General features: G+C 68.7%; 16 protein-coding genes. 8 read left to right on the top strand and 8 right to left on the bottom strand.

All coding sequences use genetic code 11. The features are described from left to right. On the top strand, window positions 1-1,087 hold a 1,087-nt coding region (locus HMPREF1138_RS05800; protein WP_009057617.1), incomplete at its 5' end, for a BMP family ABC transporter substrate-binding protein. Window positions 1,088-1,175: 88 nt separating this feature from the next. Here HMPREF1138_RS05800 and HMPREF1138_RS05795 read toward each other — a convergent pair. Continuing rightward, window positions 1,176-1,952, bottom strand: a complete 777-nt coding sequence (locus HMPREF1138_RS05795; RefSeq protein ID WP_009057624.1) for a phosphoglucomutase/phosphomannomutase alpha/beta/alpha domain I — start codon at window positions 1,950-1,952, stop codon at window positions 1,176-1,178. Between the two features lie 139 nt (window positions 1,953-2,091). Here HMPREF1138_RS05795 and dapE point away from each other — a divergent pair, with 139 nt between their 5' ends. From dapE to HMPREF1138_RS10795, 3 genes are all read left to right on the top strand, one after another. After that, a complete protein-coding gene (gene dapE, locus HMPREF1138_RS05790) occupies window positions 2,092-3,240 on the top strand; it encodes a succinyl-diaminopimelate desuccinylase (protein ID WP_009057614.1) in 1,149 nt (382 codons plus the stop codon). A 59-nt stretch (window positions 3,241-3,299) separates the two neighbouring features. After that, window positions 3,300-4,025, top strand: a complete 726-nt coding sequence (locus HMPREF1138_RS05785; protein ID WP_039937118.1) for a TIGR00730 family Rossman fold protein — start codon at window positions 3,300-3,302, stop codon at window positions 4,023-4,025. Between the two features lie 193 nt (window positions 4,026-4,218). Further along, entirely contained in the window at window positions 4,219-4,383 is a 165-nt protein-coding gene (locus tag HMPREF1138_RS10795) for a DUF3117 domain-containing protein (RefSeq protein ID WP_009057618.1), read from the top strand. Between the two features lie 112 nt (window positions 4,384-4,495). On the opposite strand, the gene HMPREF1138_RS05780 is transcribed toward HMPREF1138_RS10795, so the two are convergent. From HMPREF1138_RS05780 to HMPREF1138_RS05765, 4 genes are all read right to left on the bottom strand, one after another. Further along, entirely contained in the window at window positions 4,496-5,125 is a 630-nt protein-coding gene (locus HMPREF1138_RS05780) for an O-methyltransferase (RefSeq protein ID WP_039937115.1), read from the bottom strand. Between the two features lie 248 nt (window positions 5,126-5,373). After that, window positions 5,374-6,504, bottom strand: coding sequence for an Mrp/NBP35 family ATP-binding protein (locus tag HMPREF1138_RS05775; protein WP_009057621.1), 1,131 nt, complete (start codon window positions 6,502-6,504; stop codon window positions 5,374-5,376). A 10-nt stretch (window positions 6,505-6,514) separates the two neighbouring features. After that, window positions 6,515-7,108 (bottom strand): DUF1003 domain-containing protein, encoded by a 594-nt coding sequence (locus tag HMPREF1138_RS05770; protein ID WP_009057623.1) that lies wholly within the window; start codon window positions 7,106-7,108, stop codon window positions 6,515-6,517. After that, on the bottom strand, window positions 7,101-8,405 hold the full coding sequence (locus HMPREF1138_RS05765) for a magnesium transporter MgtE N-terminal domain-containing protein (protein ID WP_009057615.1): 1,305 nt from the start codon (window positions 8,403-8,405) through the stop codon (window positions 7,101-7,103). Before HMPREF1138_RS05765 ends, HMPREF1138_RS05770 begins: the two co-directional genes overlap by 8 nt. Window positions 8,406-8,508: 103 nt before the next feature. Here HMPREF1138_RS05765 and HMPREF1138_RS05760 point away from each other — a divergent pair, with 103 nt between their 5' ends. After that, complete coding sequence (locus tag HMPREF1138_RS05760) at window positions 8,509-9,309, top strand: general stress protein (protein ID WP_009057628.1); 801 nt, start codon at window positions 8,509-8,511, stop codon at window positions 9,307-9,309. A 39-nt stretch (window positions 9,310-9,348) separates the two neighbouring features. On the opposite strand, the gene HMPREF1138_RS05755 is transcribed toward HMPREF1138_RS05760, so the two are convergent. The 3 genes from HMPREF1138_RS05755 to HMPREF1138_RS05745 all read right to left on the bottom strand — a co-directional run bounded on the left by HMPREF1138_RS05755 (window position 9,349) and on the right by HMPREF1138_RS05745 (window position 13,458). After that, a complete protein-coding gene (locus HMPREF1138_RS05755) occupies window positions 9,349-10,857 on the bottom strand; it encodes an aminopeptidase P family protein (protein ID WP_039937120.1) in 1,509 nt (502 codons plus the stop codon). 126 nt (window positions 10,858-10,983) lie between these two features. Next, window positions 10,984-11,982, bottom strand: a complete 999-nt coding sequence (locus HMPREF1138_RS05750; RefSeq protein ID WP_009057632.1) for an asparaginase — start codon at window positions 11,980-11,982, stop codon at window positions 10,984-10,986. Window positions 11,983-11,997: 15 nt separating this feature from the next. Further along, window positions 11,998-13,458 carry an amino acid permease gene (locus tag HMPREF1138_RS05745; protein WP_009057633.1) on the bottom strand — a complete coding sequence of 487 codons (1,461 nt, stop codon included), beginning with the start codon at window positions 13,456-13,458 and terminating at the stop codon, window positions 11,998-12,000. 240 nt (window positions 13,459-13,698) lie between these two features. Between HMPREF1138_RS05745 and HMPREF1138_RS05740 the strand changes: the two genes are divergently transcribed. The 3 genes from HMPREF1138_RS05740 (at window position 13,699) to HMPREF1138_RS11565 (ending at window position 15,986) form a co-directional block, all read left to right on the top strand. After that, on the top strand, window positions 13,699-14,547 hold the full coding sequence (locus HMPREF1138_RS05740) for a PHP domain-containing protein (RefSeq protein WP_009057620.1): 849 nt from the start codon (window positions 13,699-13,701) through the stop codon (window positions 14,545-14,547). Further along, window positions 14,544-15,173 (top strand): MarC family protein, encoded by a 630-nt coding sequence (locus tag HMPREF1138_RS05735; RefSeq protein WP_009057619.1) that lies wholly within the window; start codon window positions 14,544-14,546, stop codon window positions 15,171-15,173. The genes HMPREF1138_RS05740 and HMPREF1138_RS05735 overlap by 4 nt, the downstream gene beginning before the upstream one ends. Window positions 15,174-15,374: 201 nt before the next feature. Then, window positions 15,375-15,986 (top strand): LPXTG cell wall anchor domain-containing protein, encoded by a 612-nt coding sequence (locus tag HMPREF1138_RS11565; RefSeq protein WP_009057634.1) that lies wholly within the window; start codon window positions 15,375-15,377, stop codon window positions 15,984-15,986. Window positions 15,987-16,010: the final 24 nt, after the last annotated feature.

The following is a 16,010-nucleotide window of genomic DNA, read 5'->3' as shown; positions in this document are numbered from 1 at the left end:
GAAGGTCTGCGCCGCCACATCGGGCGCCCACCCTGACCCCGCCACCGACCCCGTCGCCACCGCCCTCGCCGGCGCCGCCGACAGGGCCTCCATCGCCTACGAGTCCGCGTCCGGCGAGGGAGCTCCTGCCTCGCTCGTGGCCTCCGGCTGCACGCTGATCGTGGGCACGGACTCGACCATGGCCTCGTCCATCTCCGAGGCGGCGCGCGCCAACTCCACGGTGCGATTCGCGCTCGTGGGCGCCTCCTTCACGGACGCGAAGGGCGCGCGCGTCTCCCTCAAGAACGGGTCCACCGTCGACGTTGACGCCTCCCAGGCCGCCTACCTGGCCGGATACGCCTCCGCTGGCATGACGACGACGGGCACGCTCGCCGTCATCGGCGGCACCGCCGACAACGTGACGAGCTCGCAGATGGACGCCTTCGCGCAGGGCGTCGACTCCTACAACCTCGCTAATGGGACGTCGATCAGCGTGCTCGGGTGGAATAACGTCACCAACCAGGGCACCTTCGCGGACAGCGCCGAGCAGGTGCAGTCCCTCGCCGCCGACTTCATCTCCCAGGGCGCGGACATCATCGTGCCCCTCGCGGGCGAGAACAACGTCGGGGCCGCTCGAGCTGTTACCGCGGCCGCCAACCCGTTGGTGCGCCTCGTCTGGTCGGGCCTGACGAAGGCAGACCTCAAGGGGCTCACCCGCGACGAGGCCGAGTCCACCGACGAGGTCATGTCCGGCCAGTCCGGCGCCCAGTCGGATGCGCCGGCCGCCCAGCAGGTCGACACCCAGTCCTTCGCGGACGCGTTCAGCTACATTCAGATCGCCGACGACGTGCGCGCCGGAATCGGGGCGCCCGTCCTGACCGGCATCGTCGTCGATTACTCTGCGGCGATGGACACCCTCATCGCCGAGGCCACCGCGGGCTCCCCGGCCTCGACCGTGCCCGTGTCGCTCGCGTCCGGCGGCGTGATCCTCACCGGCTTCGGGGCCTACACGCCGATGCTGTCCTCCGAGCTCAAGCTGGGCCTGTCCGACATGGCTGGGCAGATCGAGACCGGCGGCTTGGTGATCTCCACGCCCTTCGACGTGTGACCGTTGCTGGCAACGCCTGTCGTGCCCCGGGAAGCTCCGTTCGTGAACGCGAACTGCTCCCCGGGGCACGTTCGTTTCCGGTGGTCTCTTAGCGGGCGGTTAGCGCCGCCAGGGCCGCTCCCGCGCTGATCGCGTCCGCGTCCATCACGAAGGCGGGATCGACGCAGTACATGCCCGTGCCCGAGGGAATTGCGGGGTTCGTTGAGGCGGCATCGGCCAAGACTGCGCGCACCTGCTCTGCGGGCAGTGAAGTGACGAGCGTGCGCCCGTCGGTGGGAACGCGCAGGCTGAGACCCGCCTCGGCCTCGACGACCGGGATACCCACGCGCTCCAGGACAGAGGCCAAGAGCCCCGAGGCCTCGTCCACGTGCACTCCGGCGGGAGCGCTCGATCCCTGCGCCAGCGACGCGATCCGCGAGGCCGCGCGGTCCACGTAGGCGTCGATCATGCCGTCGCCCACCCACTCCCACCCGCCGTCGGCGCGGGTGATGGCGGCCACGTCGGCGAAGGCCGCCACGGCCTCGTCGATGCGGGCGAGATCCGTCTCGCTGGCCGGTGCCCCCTCGCGCGAACGATCGACGGCCCGGCCCCCCAGGTAGATGAGCGCCTCGCCGTCGGCTGTCACGTACACGGCGCCGTCGGCCATCACCATGCGCACTGAGAAGGCGGTGACCGGGGCGGGCAGAGCGCGCGGCATGAGCAGCGCGTGGCCTCCGTTCCCCTCGACGATCGAGGCGCCCTCGCGCGCCAGCGCCGCGCCGTCCTCGGACTCGTAGCCGATGATGAGGCGGAAACGACCGCCCGCGGAAGCGGAGAGGACAGAAGCAATACCAGCGAACAGCGACGGGTCAGCACAGCGTGTCATGTGCTGAGGGTAACACCGCCCGTCCGGTCGCGGAAATCCGAGCGAAACGACGAGGCCGTGGCCCCCGCGAGTGAGCGTGCGGCGGGACGCAGATGGGGGAGGGCGCCGCTATCCTGGAGGCAGCGATAAAGGAGGACACATGCAGCTGACGGATCTGACGGATGCGCTTTCGCTGACACGCCAGATGATCGACATTCCCTCGGTGTCGGGGCAGGAAGGCCCGCTGGCGGACGCCGTCGAGGCCGCGGCGCGCTCCGCCGGATTCGGAACCGTGCCCGCCCTGGAGATCCTGCGCGACGGCGACGCCGTGTGCGCGCGCACCCGCCTGGGCCTGCCCCAGCGCGTCGTCCTCGCGGGGCACCTGGACACCGTCCCCATCGCCGACAACGTGCCCGGGCGCACCGAGATCCGCGACGGCGTCGACGTCGTGTGGGGACGCGGCTCAGTCGATATGCTCGGCGGCTGCGCGGCGGCCCTGGCCCTCGCCTGCGAGGTCGGCCCGCTGATCGCGGCAGGCGAGCACGCGGCGCTCACGGCAGACGTCACCTGGATCTTCTACGACCATGAGGAAGTCGCCTCCCACCTCAACGGCCTGGGACGCATCGAGCGCAACCACCCGCAGTGGCTCGCCGGCGACCTCGCCCTCCTGGGCGAGCCCACCGCCGCCCACGTCGAAGGCGGCTGCAACGGCACGCTGCGCGTCATCGCGCGCTTCCCCGGGAGAGCAGCGCATTCCGCGCGCGCCTGGATGGGCGTCAACGCGATCCACGCCATGGCCCCCGTCATCGAGCGCATCGCCGACTACGGTAACCCCGTCGAGCTGGTGGACGGCCTCGAATTCCGTGAATCCCTCTCAGTCGTGCGCGTCGAGGGCGGCATCGCGAACAACGTGATCCCCGAGGCCGCGTCGATGACCCTCAACTATCGCTTCGCGCCCTCCAAGCGCGCAGATGACGCCCTGGCCTGGGTGCGCTCCCTCTTCGAGGGCACGGGCGCGACCATCGAAGTTGACGACCTGTGTGAGGGGGCCAGGCCCGGCGCGGACTCGCCGGTCGCCGAGCGCTTCCTGACGGTCGCCAGGCGCATCGCCGCCGAGCAAGGGACCGAGCTGCGCCTGTCCGCGAAGGTCGGCTGGACGGACGTCGCGCGATTCACGCAGGTGGGAGTACCCGCCATGAACTTCGGCCCGGGCGACCCGCTCCTGGCGCACACGCGCGACGAACACGCCCCCGTATCGGATATCGTCAGGGTGCACGACACGCTCCGCGCCTTCGTGCTTGCACACTAGTGCCCCGCGCGCTCGCGGACCGAGCCAGCCCCACCCTCGTCGATCGGAAGGACCCGACCATGAGCACCCCCGAAAACACCTACCGCCGCGGCTCCCTCGTCCTGCGCGGGGACCAGATCCCGCGCTTGACGGCCGACGCGTCCCTCCTCCAGACGGAGCAGAGTGCCGACTGGAAGCACACCGACCCCTGGCGTGTCCTGCGCATCCAGTCGGAGTTCGTCGAAGGCTTCGAGGCCCTCGCCAAGGTTGGCCCCGCGATCTCCGTCTTCGGGTCGGCCCGCACCCGCCCCGACGACCCCCTCTACGAGTGTGCGCGGCGCATTGGCGAGCTGCTGGTCCAGCGCGGCTACGCGGTCATCACGGGCGGCGGCCCGGGCATGATGGAGGCGGCGAACCGCGGCGCGTGGGAGGCCGGCGGCACGTCCGTGGGCCTGGGCATCGAACTGCCGCACGAGCAGGGCATGAACCAGTGGATCAACCGCGGCGTCAATTTCCGCTACTTCTTCGCCCGCAAGACCATGTTCGTGAAGTACTCGCAGGGTTTCATCGTCATGCCGGGTGGTTTTGGCACCATGGACGAGCTCTTCGAATCCGCGACCCTGGTCCAGACCGGGAAGACTCGTTCCTTCCCGCTCGTGCTCGTGGGCACTGCCTATTGGTCGGGTCTGGTCGACTGGATCCGCTCCTCCATGGTCGACGCCGGCATGATTGCCCCCGGAGATGTTGGCCTGCTGCACGTCGTTGACGACCCGGAGGAGGCGGTGCGCCTGGCGACGGGTGACTAGTCCTTCGACGCCCATTGTGAGGGGCCCTGGAGTGCAGAAACTACCGGACTGTCACACATCATTGATCGTATGACTTATTTTTTCTACCAAAGCGTTGATCAGCTGTCAAGGAAAAAATGCAGTTATCCGGTAAGATTGACGGGGTGCCCCGCCGTTGGAGGTGCGGGCAGTACTCTCAGAAGGAGTCCTCACTATGGCAGCAATGAAACCTCGCACGGGGGATGGCCCCCTCGACGTGTCCGCGGAAGGGCGCAATATTGTTGTGCGGATCCCCACCGAAGGGGGCGGCCGCCTCGTTATTGAGATGAGCGCGCAGGAAGCGGGCGAACTCGCCGAAGCGCTGACTCAGGCAATCTGAATCGACACACCATAACGGCGGTGGGACGGGTCCTTCCTGTCCCACCGCTTTCGTGTCTGCCCGTGCCGTCGGCGTGCATCCCGCAGCCGAAGGCGGGCGGGCACAAGCCCGTTCACCGCTTGACGGCGACCGCCAGGCCGTCGCCGACGGGCAGTAGCGCGGGAACGAACTCGTCGGATTCACGCAGGTAGTTGACGACCTCGCGGGCGACGACGGTGCGGGCGTCGCGGCGGGCGGGGTCCGCGACCTGGTCGTGCCAGAGGGCGTGCACGAAGGCGATGGTGCCGCCGGGGCGCAGGATGCGCACGGCGTGGTCCAGGTACTGGGGCGTTTCGTCCAGGTCGCCGTCCAGGACGACCATGTCGTAGCCGCGCGCGGCCATGCGAGGCAGCACGTCGAGGGCACGCCCGGCGATCAGGCGCGTGCGGTGGGAGGACAGGCCGGCGGCGGCGAAGTTGCGGCGGGCGTGCCCCAGCAGCTCGGACTCGACGTCGATGGTCGTCAGCACGCCGTCGGGCGCCATGCCGTCCAGGAGCCACAGGCCAGACACTCCGGCGCCCGTCCCCACCTCGAGGACGGCGCGCGCCCCGGCCACGGCGGCCAGCATGCGAAGAGCGGCGCCCGTTCCCGGGGACACGGGGGCGGCTCCCAGTTCGGATGCGACGGCGCGCGCGGCGGTCAGAGCGTCGCTCTCCGCCACGTAGTCTTCGGTGTACACCCAGGTCTGGGCCTTGTCCGCCATCGCCGTTTCCTCACTAGTATTGATCGCCTCGGGCAGGTGCGCGCACGCGTTCGCGCCCCTTCCACGCATCAGGGTACAGGCGAGGCGCGCCCTGGGCGTGATGGCGCTCCGGGTCCGCGCGAAAACGGCGCCGACGTCCCTTGATAGGCGGCCGTCGGTCAGCCGCGGCGGGCGCTTTCTCGCCGCGCCCCGACGTGCGGACCCCGGCCTCGTCGGTGGGGACGAGGCCGGGGCGAAGTCGCGTGGGCTCAGTGCTGGATGGGGGAGACCCCGAGCGGGCGGCCCGCCAGTCCGCGATGCGCCGAGGAGAGCTGCTTGGCGAGGGCCGTGAGCTCCTCGGCGGCGGGACCCGAAGCGACGGCGACGGGCTCGCCGCGGTCGCCTCCCTCGCGCAGCGCGATGTCGAGGGGCACCTGGGCCAGCAGCGGCACATCGTAGCCCAGCTGGGCGGTCAGGCGCTTGGACACGGACTGGCCGCCGCCCGCGCCGAAGATCTCCAGGCGCGAGCCGTCGGGCTGAGGCAGGAAGGACATGTTTTCGACGACGCCGATGACCTTCTGGTTCGTCTGGGAGGCGATGGAGCCGGCGCGCTCGGCGACCTCGGCGGCCGCGACCTGCGGGGTGGTCACGACGAGGATCTCCGAGGTGGGCAGCAGCTGCGCGATCGAGATGGCGACGTCACCCGTGCCGGGAGGCATGTCGATGAGGAGGACGTCCAGGTCACCCCAGAACACGTCCGCGAGGAACTGCTGGAGGGCGCGGTGGAGCATGGGGCCGCGCCAGATGACGGCCTGGCCGTCGGGCACGAACATGCCGATCGAGATGACCTTGACGCCGCCGGCGCCCACGGGCGGGATCATCATGCCGTCAATGACCTGCGGGTCGTGGTCCACGCCGAGCATGCGCGGGATGGAGAAGCCGTAGATGTCCGCGTCCATGACGCCGACCTTGAGGCCCTGCGCGGCCAGCGCGGCGGCCAGGTTCGCGGTCATGGAGGACTTGCCGACGCCGCCCTTGCCGGAGGTGACGGCGATGACGCGCGTGAGGGAATCGGGGCGGGAGAAGGGGATTTCGCGCTCGGGGCGACCGCCGTTGAGCTTCTCGCGCAGCGCCTTCTTCTGGGCCTCGTCCATGACGCCCATCTCGACGGTGACGTTCTCGACGCCGTCGATGGCGCTCACGCGCTCGGTGACGTCCTTGGTGATCTGGGTGCGTAGCGGGCACCCGGCGGTGGTAAGCAGGACCTTGACGGCGACGGAGGAACCGTCGATGGTGACCTGGTCGGGGGTCACCATGTTGAGGTCGGTGATGGGGCGGCGGATCTCGGGGTCGATGACCTGGCCGAGAGCCTCCATGACGGATTCGAGCGTGACTGGCATGGACTCCACTCTACTGGCCGGTGTGCCCATCTTCTAGGGGACGAGGCTCGGTCGGAGGACGCCCGTCCGCCTCCTGGCCGTCGTGCGCGTCTGCCTTGTCGCGCGAGGCCGTGGCGGCGTCCGCGGCGATCTCCGCACGCAGGTCTTCGAGCATGTCGCGCAGCTCAGAGCGCACGAAGTCGCGCGTGGCGACGTCCTGGAGGGCCAGGCGCAGGCCGGCGATCTCGCGGGCCAGGTACTCGGTGTCGGCGAGGTTACGCTCCGCGCGAAGACGGTCCTGCTCGGCCACGACGCGGTCGCGGGCGTCCTGGCGGTTCTGCGCGAGCATAATCAGCGGGGCTGAGTACGAGGCCTGGGTCGAGAATGCGAGGTTCAGGAGGATGAAGGGGTAGGGGTCCCAGGCGGCTTTCTCGCTGATGCCGGCGAGCATCAGGTTCGCGCCGATCCACGCGATGACGAAGATCGTCATGTAGAGGACGAACTTTGGTGAACCCATGAAACGGGCGGTGGCCTCGGCGAAGCGGCCGAAGCCGTCGCCGCCGCCCGGCGAGCGGCGGAAGAACCACCGACGCTTGTCAATCGGGTTATCCAGGCGATCAGCCATCGATGCTCCTTGCCATCATGCGGTCGGTCACGTCGTCGTCGAAGTCTCGCCAGTCCTCGGGCAACAGCTCGTCGAGGACGTCGTCGACGGAGACGGCGCCGTGTAAGTGCCCGTCCTCGTCGACGACGGGCAGGACCGTCAGGTTGTAGGTTGCGAGCAGACGCGTCACGGTCGCGATGTGCGCGTTGGGGTCCACGGATTCGATGTCGCGGTCCAGGATCGTGCCGAGGAGGGTCTGCGGGGGTTCGCGCAGGGCACGTTGGATGTGCACCATACCCAGGTACTGGCCGGTTGGCGTCTCCTGGGGCGGGCGTGCGATGAAGGCGACGGTCGCGATCGAGGCGGGGATGTCCTCGCGGCGCACGGCAGCGAGCATCTGTGCGACGGTCGCGTTCGGGCCGAAGATGACGGGTTCCGTCGTCATGAGCGAGCCCGCGGTGGACTCCTCATAGGTCATGAGTCGACGCACGTCCTCTGCCTCGTCGGGCTCCATGAGGGCCAGCAGGGACTGCGCTTTGGCGGTGGGCAGCTCGGCGACGAGGTCTGCCGCGTCGTCTGGCTGCATGACGTCGAGAACGTCGGCGGCTCGGGCGGCCTCCATCGCCGAGACGATGGTGATTCGGTCGTCGTTACCCAGCTCCTCGAGCACGTCGGCGAGGCGCGCGTCGGTGAGCTGCTGGGCGACCGCCATCTTGCGGTCCTGAGGCAGGCCGTGGATGAAGTCCGCCAGGTCGGCGGGGCGCATGTCCTCCGTGTACTGCAACAGGGCGGTGGCCGCCTGGTTGGAGTCGGTCTTAAGCAGGCCGGAGACCTCGGACACGTCCACCGTGAGGGTTTCGCCGCTGCGCGTGAAGCCCAACGAGGAGGTGCGCACGCGCTGGACGTGCAGGGTGGAGATGACCCAGTCCTTGGGGCGGCGCTGGCGCATCGCCACGTCGAGGATGCGCACCTGCCCGGAGCCGTCGTTCATGGTGACGACGCGGTCGAAGAGCTCGGAGAGCACCAGGGTTTCGATGGGGCGCTGCGTGAAGGAGCGGATGTTGAGCAGGCCCGTGGTGATGACGGAGCCGGATTCGATCGAGGTCACGCGGGTGAGCGGCAGGAAGACGCGCTTACGCGGGCCGACCTCGACGACGAATCCGATGACGTTGGCCTCGGATTTCAGCCGAAAGATGACAACGACGTCGTGAATCTTGCCGACCTGGTCGCCCAAAGGGTCGAAAACACCGGTGCCCGCGAGCTTTCCGATGTACACGCGCCGACCCTTGGTGCCTAGCTCAATAGATGCAATGCTCACCTAATCATTTTAGGCTGATGACGTTCGATGCGTCGTGACGGCGAGCCGGTGCCCGCGGGACAATGAGTCCCATGCCACCTGCCCCCGGAGGATTGGAGAGAGAATGCCCGTCGTGATGGAACCGCAGATGCCCACGGGTACTGAGGTCGCCTCCTACCAGACCTACGCGCAGGCGCGCGCGGCGGTCGACTTCCTGTCCGATAGTGGCTTCGACGTATCGTCGATCACCATCGTTGGGACGGACCTGCACATGGTTGAGCGTGTGACGGGCCGTCTGACGATTGCCCGCGCCTCGTTGTCGGGGGCCTCCAGCGGTGCGCTGTGGGGCGCGCTCATGGGCATGTTCATGTCGGCGGGCCAGAACGCCGGCGGGACGGGTCTGTGGGTCGGCGGCGGCATCGTCATCGGCGCGCTGGCGGGAATGGCGCTATCCGCGCTGATGTTCATCGTGCGCGGGCGCAACCGCGACCTGGTGTCTTCTCAGCAGGTCGTGGCCCTGCGCTACGCGATCCTGGCGTCGGCGGATATCGACCGCGCCTTCACGCTCTTGCAGCGCACCCCCGGCAACACGGCCCGCCCCAAGCGTGCGCGCGCGGAGGCCGAGCGCCCCCGCAAGGATTCCGTGGGTTTCTTCCCCGACGGCCGCCCGCGTTTTGGCGCGGCGACCAAGGACGGGACGGTCCCCGGCGGGGATGCACAGCCCCAGGCCGCGGCTGCCTCGAGCATGAACGAGGCCGTGGCACCGCCGCAGGGCATGCGGGCTGAGTCCTCGGTGTCCTCCGCGTCGCAGAGCGGAGCGGCGCAGAGCGCGCCGCACGCTCAGCCCGCGCCCGAAGGACGCGACGACGCCCCGGCCTCGTCCCCTGAGGGAGACCAGACCGAGGCGTCGGATCAGCGTTCCTGAGCGGCGCGCTTCCAGCGAAGAAAACCGCGCGGGGCGCTCTTAGCGTCCCTGAACGCGCACGATCCACTCCTCGACGTCCGCAATCGTGCGCGGGATGTCCTCGGAGATGCGGGTGACGGTGCCGTCGGCGTTCACCACGACGTCGTCCTCGATGCGCACGCCGATCCCGCGGTATTCCTCGGGGATCAGCAGGTCGTCGGCGCGGAAGTACAGGCCCGGTTCGATCGTGAAGACCATGCCCGGCTCCAGCAGTGCGCCCTGGTAGAGCTCGGCGCGGGCCTTGGCGCAGTCGTGCACGTCCAGGCCGAGGTGGTGGCTGGTGCCGTGCGGCATCCAGCGGCGGTGCTGCTGGCCCTCGGGGGACAGCGACTCTTCGGGGGTGACGGGCAGGATGCCCCACTCGTGCAGGCGGGCGGCGATGACCTCCATGGCGGCGTCGTGCACGTCCTTGAAGCGGCAGCCCGGCTGGTTGGCGCGCGCCAGGGCGGCCTCGCAGGCGTCGAGGACGGCCTGGTAGACGCGGGCCTGAACCTCGGTGAAGCGGCCGTTGACGGGCAGCGTGCGCGTGATGTCGGCCGTGTAGAGGGAGTCGACCTCGACGCCGGCGTCGACGAGCACCAGGTCGCCCTCGCGGACCTCTCCGTCATTGTCGATCCAGTGCAGCGTGTTCGCGTGGTTGCCCGAGGCGGCGATGGTCTCGTAGCCCTCGCCGTTACCTTCCTCGCGGGCGACGGCCGCAAACGCGCCCTCGATGACGCGCTCGCCGCGGCGGTGGCCCACGGCGCGGGGCAGGATGCGGATGATGTCCTCGAAGCCGGCCTTGGTGACCTCGACCGCACGGATCATTTCCTCAAGCTCGAAAGCATCCTTGACGAGGCGAATCTCCGAGAGATGTTCTTCGAGGGCCTCGTCCTCCTTGCGCGCGTCCTCGCCCGCAGGCAGGGAGGCCTGGGCGCGCACCTCGTTCACCATCGCCTCGACGTGTCCATCGACGCCGCGCACGATGCGCAGCTGCACGGTCCCGGCGTCCTTCGCCAGCACGTCGCGCAGGGTGTCGATGTGGCGGGTCTCGAGGCCGGTCTGCGCGCTCAGCTCCTCGAGCGAGGGGCGCGCGCCCACCCAGAATTCGCCGTAGCGGGCGTCCGCGTAAAACTCCTTAGAGGAACGCGAGGCGCGGGGCTTGAAGAAGAGCAGGGGAGTGTGGGTGCCGTCCTCGTTCGGCTCCAGCACCAGGACGGTGTCCGGCTCCTTTTCGCCGCCCAGGCCCGATAGGTGCGCGAAGGCGGAGTGCGCGCGGAAGCGGTAGTCGCAGTCGTTGGAGCGAACCTTGTAGGGGCCCGCGGGCACGACGAGGCGCTCGCCTGGGAATGGGGCGCCGGCCTTGAGGGTGCGGTCGTGCAGGAAGTCGGCGACGCGCTCACGTGCGGGCAGTTCGGAGGGGCGAGGCCCCCATCCGGAGCCGATGAAATCGCGGAATGCGGAGGACTGGGGCTGACGGGAGCGGGTTTCGCCGCGATCGGCCATGGACTGGGAGGCTTCTTCACTCATGGTCACTATTCTACGGCTCCTCGGCCCGTCGGGCGGGTTTGATGGTCATGACAAACCCCGGCCTCGTCTGCCTGTGGCGCGCTGTGCGCCGGGGACGAGGCCGGGGCCGTGTCGGGTGGAAGAGGCTCAGTCCTGAAGGGTGAGCTCTCCCGCGATGGACAGATCCATCCACCGCTTGAAGTCTGCGCCGCGCTTGCCCTGCGAGAGCAGGAAGACAGTCTTGGCGTAGAGGGCCTCGAGCGTCATGTCGTGCGCACCGATTGCGCCGAGGCGCGCCAGGGCGTTGCCGGCCTCGTAGTGGCCGAGCATGACCTCGGACTGGTAGCACTGGGAGGCGACGATGATCGGCACCTCGGCCTGCGCGAGCTCGGCCAGGACATCCACGAGGCCGGGCTCGGAGGCGGGGATGTTACCCACGCCGAAGGTGCGCAGGATGAGGGCGTCCGGGTGGGGCGTCGTCATGGCGCGCAGTCGCGCGGCGCTCATGCCGGGGACCACGTCGATGACGGCGACATCCTGGCGCGTGTAGGGGCTGGGATCCTGCCAGCCGGTGCCCGCGCTCGGAGCCCCGTACCAGCGCCACGGGGCGCCCGTGCGCGCCATGGGGGACACGGAGGGCGACTCGAAGCCGCGGAAGGCCCACGACGAGGTCTTGGTAGCGCGGTTGCCGGCCAGGAGCTTGTGCCCGAAGAAGAGCATGACGCCTTGAGCGTGCGGTGAAATCGCCGCGCGCAGCGCTCCGGTGACGTTCGCCGACGCGTCCGAACCGACGACGCCGAGCGGGTACTGGGAGCCGGTCAGGACGACCGGCTTGCCCAGGTCCGCCAGCGCGTAGGACAGGGCGGCGGCCGAGTAGGCCATCGTGTCCGTGCCATGCAGGACTAAGAAGGCGTCGGCCTGGCCCGCGTGCGCGTTGATGTCGTCGACGATGGCCTGCCAGTCCTGCGGGGTGGCCTCCGAGGAGTCGATGAGCGGGTCCAGCGTCGACATCGTGATGTTCGAGGCCAGCTCGATGCCCTCGAGCTGGGAACCGAACCACCCCTGCAGGTCAGCGCCGGGACGCAGGCCCTCGGGGGAGTCGACCATGCCGATGGTTCCACCGGCATACGTGACGTGAAGACGCACGGTGAATCCTTTCGATCAGTCGCCCGACACCAGGGTCTCGTCGCCCTGGAGCGAGGCGGCGGCCTCGTCGGTCAGGCTGCCGACGCGCCCGCGCACGTAGTACCAGCCCGCGACCATGAGGATGACGACCACGCCGAAGAGCGCGAGGGTCCAGCGGCCCGACTCGGAGGTGACGTTGGAGCCGACGACCACCGCGAAGAACACCAGCGCCAGGTAGTTGGTGTAGGGGGCGCCGGGCATGCGGAACTCGGGGCGCTTGTCCTCGCCGCGCTTGACCTTTCGCAGGAACGCCAGGTGCGAGATGAGGATCATCGCCCAGGTGCCGGCGATGCCGATGCCCGCCAGGTCCATGACGATGTTGAAGGCGTTTTCGGGCACGAAGGCGTTGAGTACGACACCCAGCAGGCCGAGGGACGCGGTGATGATGATGCCGCCGTAGGGCACGTGGTGCTTGTTGAGGCGGGACGCGAAGCGCGGTCCCTCACCCACGAGCGCCATCGAGCGCAGCGTGCGGCCAGTCGCGTACAGGCCCGCGTTGAGGGAGGACAGCGCCGCGGTCAGGACGACGACCTGCATGATGTCGCCGGCGTGAGGCACGCCGATGCCGGAGAAGAACGTCGTGAAAGGGGACTCGTTCGACGAGTAGGCGTTGTAGGGCAGCGCCAGGGCGAAGAGAACGACCGAGCCGACGTAGAAGAAGAAGATGCGGACGACCATCGAATTGATGGCCTTGGGCAGGATCGTGGCGGCGTCCTTGGCCTCACCTGCCGCGACGCCCACCATCTCGGTGCCGCCGAAGGCGAAGACGACGCCCAGGGTCAGGGCGAAGACGGGGGCCAGGCCCTCGGGGAACCAGCCGCCGGACTCGGAGATGTTGTGGACACCCGCGGAGTAATCACCGACGTGCGCCTGCGTGATGATCGCCCAGATAGCGACAGCCATGAAGATGAGGATCGTCGCGACCTTGATCATCGCGAACCAGAATTCGGCCTCGCCGAAGGCCTTGACGCTCAGCATGTTGAGGACGAACACGAGGGCCAGCGCGATGAGGGCGATCGCCCACTGCGGGATGCCCTCGAACATCTTCCAGTAGTGCATGTAGAGGGCCACGGCGGTGATGTCAGCCATGACGGTGACGGCCCAGTCCAGGAAGAAGAACCAGCCGGTGATGAACGCGCCCTTCTCGCCCAGGAACTCGCGGGCGTAGGACACGAACGCGCCCGAGGAAGGGCGACGCACCGCGAGCTCTCCGAGGGCGCGGACCATCAGGAACGCGAAGACGCCACACACCGCGTAGGCGAAAGCCAGCGCGGGGCCGCCCTGTGCCAGACGGCCGCCGGCGCCCAGGAACAGGCCGGTGCCGATCGAACCGCCGATGGCGATCATCTGGATATGTCGGTTTTTCAGAGCCTTGTTGTACCCGGCGTCTCCCGCGTCGGTCGCGGTGGACACCTGGGTCTGATCCTTGTCAGACACGCGTGTACTCCAATCGGTGTTGAGGGAGGCCAATCGGCCGTTCTCAGTCAGTTTCCTACAGTGATTGGCGCCTCGCCGGAGGGGGACGGATTCTCAAAAACTGCCTGTGGTCAGTGAAATAACGTGCGCGTGGTCGTGGGTGCGCGCTGCAAAATCAAGGGATTGTGCCAAGGGCGGGCGCGCTCGCGGATCAAGCCTGCACGAAGCGGTGGTGTGATCTGATTAATGCGGTAATCTCAGATGGTGAAGCGAATAGATCCCCATACTCATAGCGCGTACTCGGATGGAACCGACACTCCCGCGCAGCTCCTCGCTATCGCCGCGCAGGCCGGGCTCGACGCTATCGCGCTGACCGACCACGACACGACGGCCGGGTGGGACGAGGCCGCGGCTGCCGTTGCGAATACCGGCGTCAGCCTCATCCGTGGCGCCGAAATGTCGTGCTCCGCTTCGGGTATTACCGTGCACCTGCTGGCCTACCTCTTCGACCCGACCAGCCCCGGCCTCGTCGAGAATTTCCGCCGGACCCGCGAGGACCGTGAAACCCGGGCCCAGCGCATGGTCGCGAACCTCGCGGCCGACTATCCGATCACCTGGGAGGACGTGGTCGCCTTCGCGCCCGAGGGCGGACCCGTGGGGCGCCCGCATATCGCCGACGCGCTCGTGGCCGCCGGGGCTTTCCCCGACCGCAGCGCAGCCTTCGTTGAGGCCCTGCACCCCTCCGGCCCCTACTACGTGCACCACTGGGCACCCGACCCGGTCGAGGCCGTGCGCTGCGTGCGCGAGGCCGGGGGAGTGCCCGTCCTCGCCCACCCCCGGGCCCGCAAGCGCCAGCGCCTGCTGCCCGAGGCCGTCATCGCCGACATGGCGGCGGCGGGCCTCTTCGGTATCGAGCGCGACCACCGCGACCATGGGCCCGAGGATCGTGCCGACGTCGAGCGTATCGCCCGCGAGATGGGCCTGGCGATGTTTGGCTCCTCCGACTACCACGGTACCGGTAAACCCAACCGCATCGGTGAGAACACGACCGACCCCGACGTGATCGCCGAGGTCGTCGCTCAGGGGTGCATTGGGGTGGTGCGTCCGTGAGCCTCTTCGACGTCGCGCTTTTCGCCACGGCCTTCACGACGCTGACGGTCATCATGGATCCGGTCGGGACTGTGCCGATTTTCCTGGGGCTCACCTCCCGCTACTCTCAGCCCAAGCAGCGGCGAGCTGCCATCCAGGCGACCTCCGTCTCCTTCGGAGTGATCCTGACCTTCGCGATCCTCGGCGGGCAGATCCTGCGCCTGCTGCACATTTCGATGGAGGCCCTCCAGCTCTCCGGTGGCGTGCTGCTTTTCCTCGTCGCCATGGAGCTCCTCATGGGCACCGACTCCTCGACTCCCGACACGGGTGACGAGGGCGTGAACGTCGCTCTTGTCCCGCTGGGGACGCCGCTTCTCGCCGGCCCTGGATCGATCGTCGCCGTGATGGTGGCCGTCGGCCAGGCCGGATCGAACCTCGGCTCGTGGATCGCCGTCGTGGTGGCCGTCGTGCTGGCGCACGTCGTTATGTGGCTGACCATGCGTTTCTCGCTCATGCTCTCCCGGCTGCTCGGTCCCGGCGGCATCATGCTGTTGACCAAGATCTCAGGTCTGCTGCTGGCGGCGATTGCGACGCAGCTCATTATGGAAGGCATCTTCAAGTTTATCGCGTCAGCGCAGGGGTCCTGACCTGCTGTCATACTCGAAGCTTACCGAGTATTTGATCTCAAATGGCGCTGAATACCTGGCGGCACGGAGTGTGATTTCGGAAAAAGTCTGCTCCATGGTCAGGAAGTGTTGTAGGGTAAGGGAGAACGCTGTGACATGCCGCGGCCCGTATTGGTCAGGGTCACGCATTCATCCCGCATCACATCCGCTCCAGGAGAAACAATGAAGAAGACGACCTCGTCTCTGTTCGCCGCCACCGCGGCCCTCGGCATCATCGCTGCCTCCGCTGGCATCGCCTTCGCTGCCGAGACGCCCAACGGCGACCCCGTGAAGAACAACCCGAGCATTGGCCAGCCCGCGGAGGAGCCCTCCGCTCCCACTCCCGAGGAGCCTACGCCCGGCGATGAGACCCCCAGCCCCGAGGTCCCCGGCGATGAGACCCCCAGCCCCGAGGTCCCCGGCGACGAGACCCCCGGTGGAGAGACCCCCAGCCCTGAGAACCCCGGTGCCGAGGTTCCCGGCACCGATCAGCCCGGTACCGAGGCGCCCGTTGTTAACCCGGGCGCCGGCGCTGGCGCCGCTTCCGGCACCGTCGGTGGCTCCGGCGTGACCTCGCGCAGCCAGATCTCTACCGGCAATGGCCCCGCCCCCGTGAGTGCGCGCGGCGGCATCCGCGGCGCGAACGCGCCTGCCGGGGCGAACTCCGACGCTCCGGCCTCCGCCTCCAACCCGACCCTGGCGAACACTGGCTCCACCGCGACCATCGCCGCGGGCGCGGGCGTCATCGCCCTGGCCGGTGGCGTGACCCTCGTGATCGCTCGCAAGCGTCACTGAGTCGCTGTCTGCTGACAAACTCCG

This window comes from Actinomyces sp. ICM58, from assembly GCF_000283035.1.
Lineage (GTDB): Bacteria > Actinomycetota > Actinomycetes > Actinomycetales > Actinomycetaceae > Pauljensenia.
Note: the sequence above shows the minus strand (reverse complement) of the source record. Positions and strands in the feature narration are given on the sequence as shown.

Coding starts and splice junctions, on each gene's coding strand:
- HMPREF1138_RS05780 (WP_039937115.1), bottom strand. CDS start 5,125: ATGGCGGACAAGGCCCAGACCTGGGTGTACACCGAAGACTACGTGGCG.
- dapE (WP_009057614.1), top strand. CDS start 2,092: ATGCAGCTGACGGATCTGACGGATGCGCTTTCGCTGACACGCCAGATG.
- HMPREF1138_RS05795 (WP_009057624.1), bottom strand. CDS start 1,952: ATGACACGCTGTGCTGACCCGTCGCTGTTCGCTGGTATTGCTTCTGTC.
- HMPREF1138_RS11565 (WP_009057634.1), top strand. CDS start 15,375: ATGAAGAAGACGACCTCGTCTCTGTTCGCCGCCACCGCGGCCCTCGGC.
- HMPREF1138_RS05760 (WP_009057628.1), top strand. CDS start 8,509: ATGCCCGTCGTGATGGAACCGCAGATGCCCACGGGTACTGAGGTCGCC.
- HMPREF1138_RS10795 (WP_009057618.1), top strand. CDS start 4,219: ATGGCAGCAATGAAACCTCGCACGGGGGATGGCCCCCTCGACGTGTCC.
- HMPREF1138_RS05785 (WP_039937118.1), top strand. CDS start 3,300: ATGAGCACCCCCGAAAACACCTACCGCCGCGGCTCCCTCGTCCTGCGC.
- HMPREF1138_RS05775 (WP_009057621.1), bottom strand. CDS start 6,504: ATGCCAGTCACGCTCGAATCCGTCATGGAGGCTCTCGGCCAGGTCATC.
- HMPREF1138_RS05755 (WP_039937120.1), bottom strand. CDS start 10,857: ATGAGTGAAGAAGCCTCCCAGTCCATGGCCGATCGCGGCGAAACCCGC.
- HMPREF1138_RS05770 (WP_009057623.1), bottom strand. CDS start 7,108: ATGGCTGATCGCCTGGATAACCCGATTGACAAGCGTCGGTGGTTCTTC.
- HMPREF1138_RS05740 (WP_009057620.1), top strand. CDS start 13,699: ATGGTGAAGCGAATAGATCCCCATACTCATAGCGCGTACTCGGATGGA.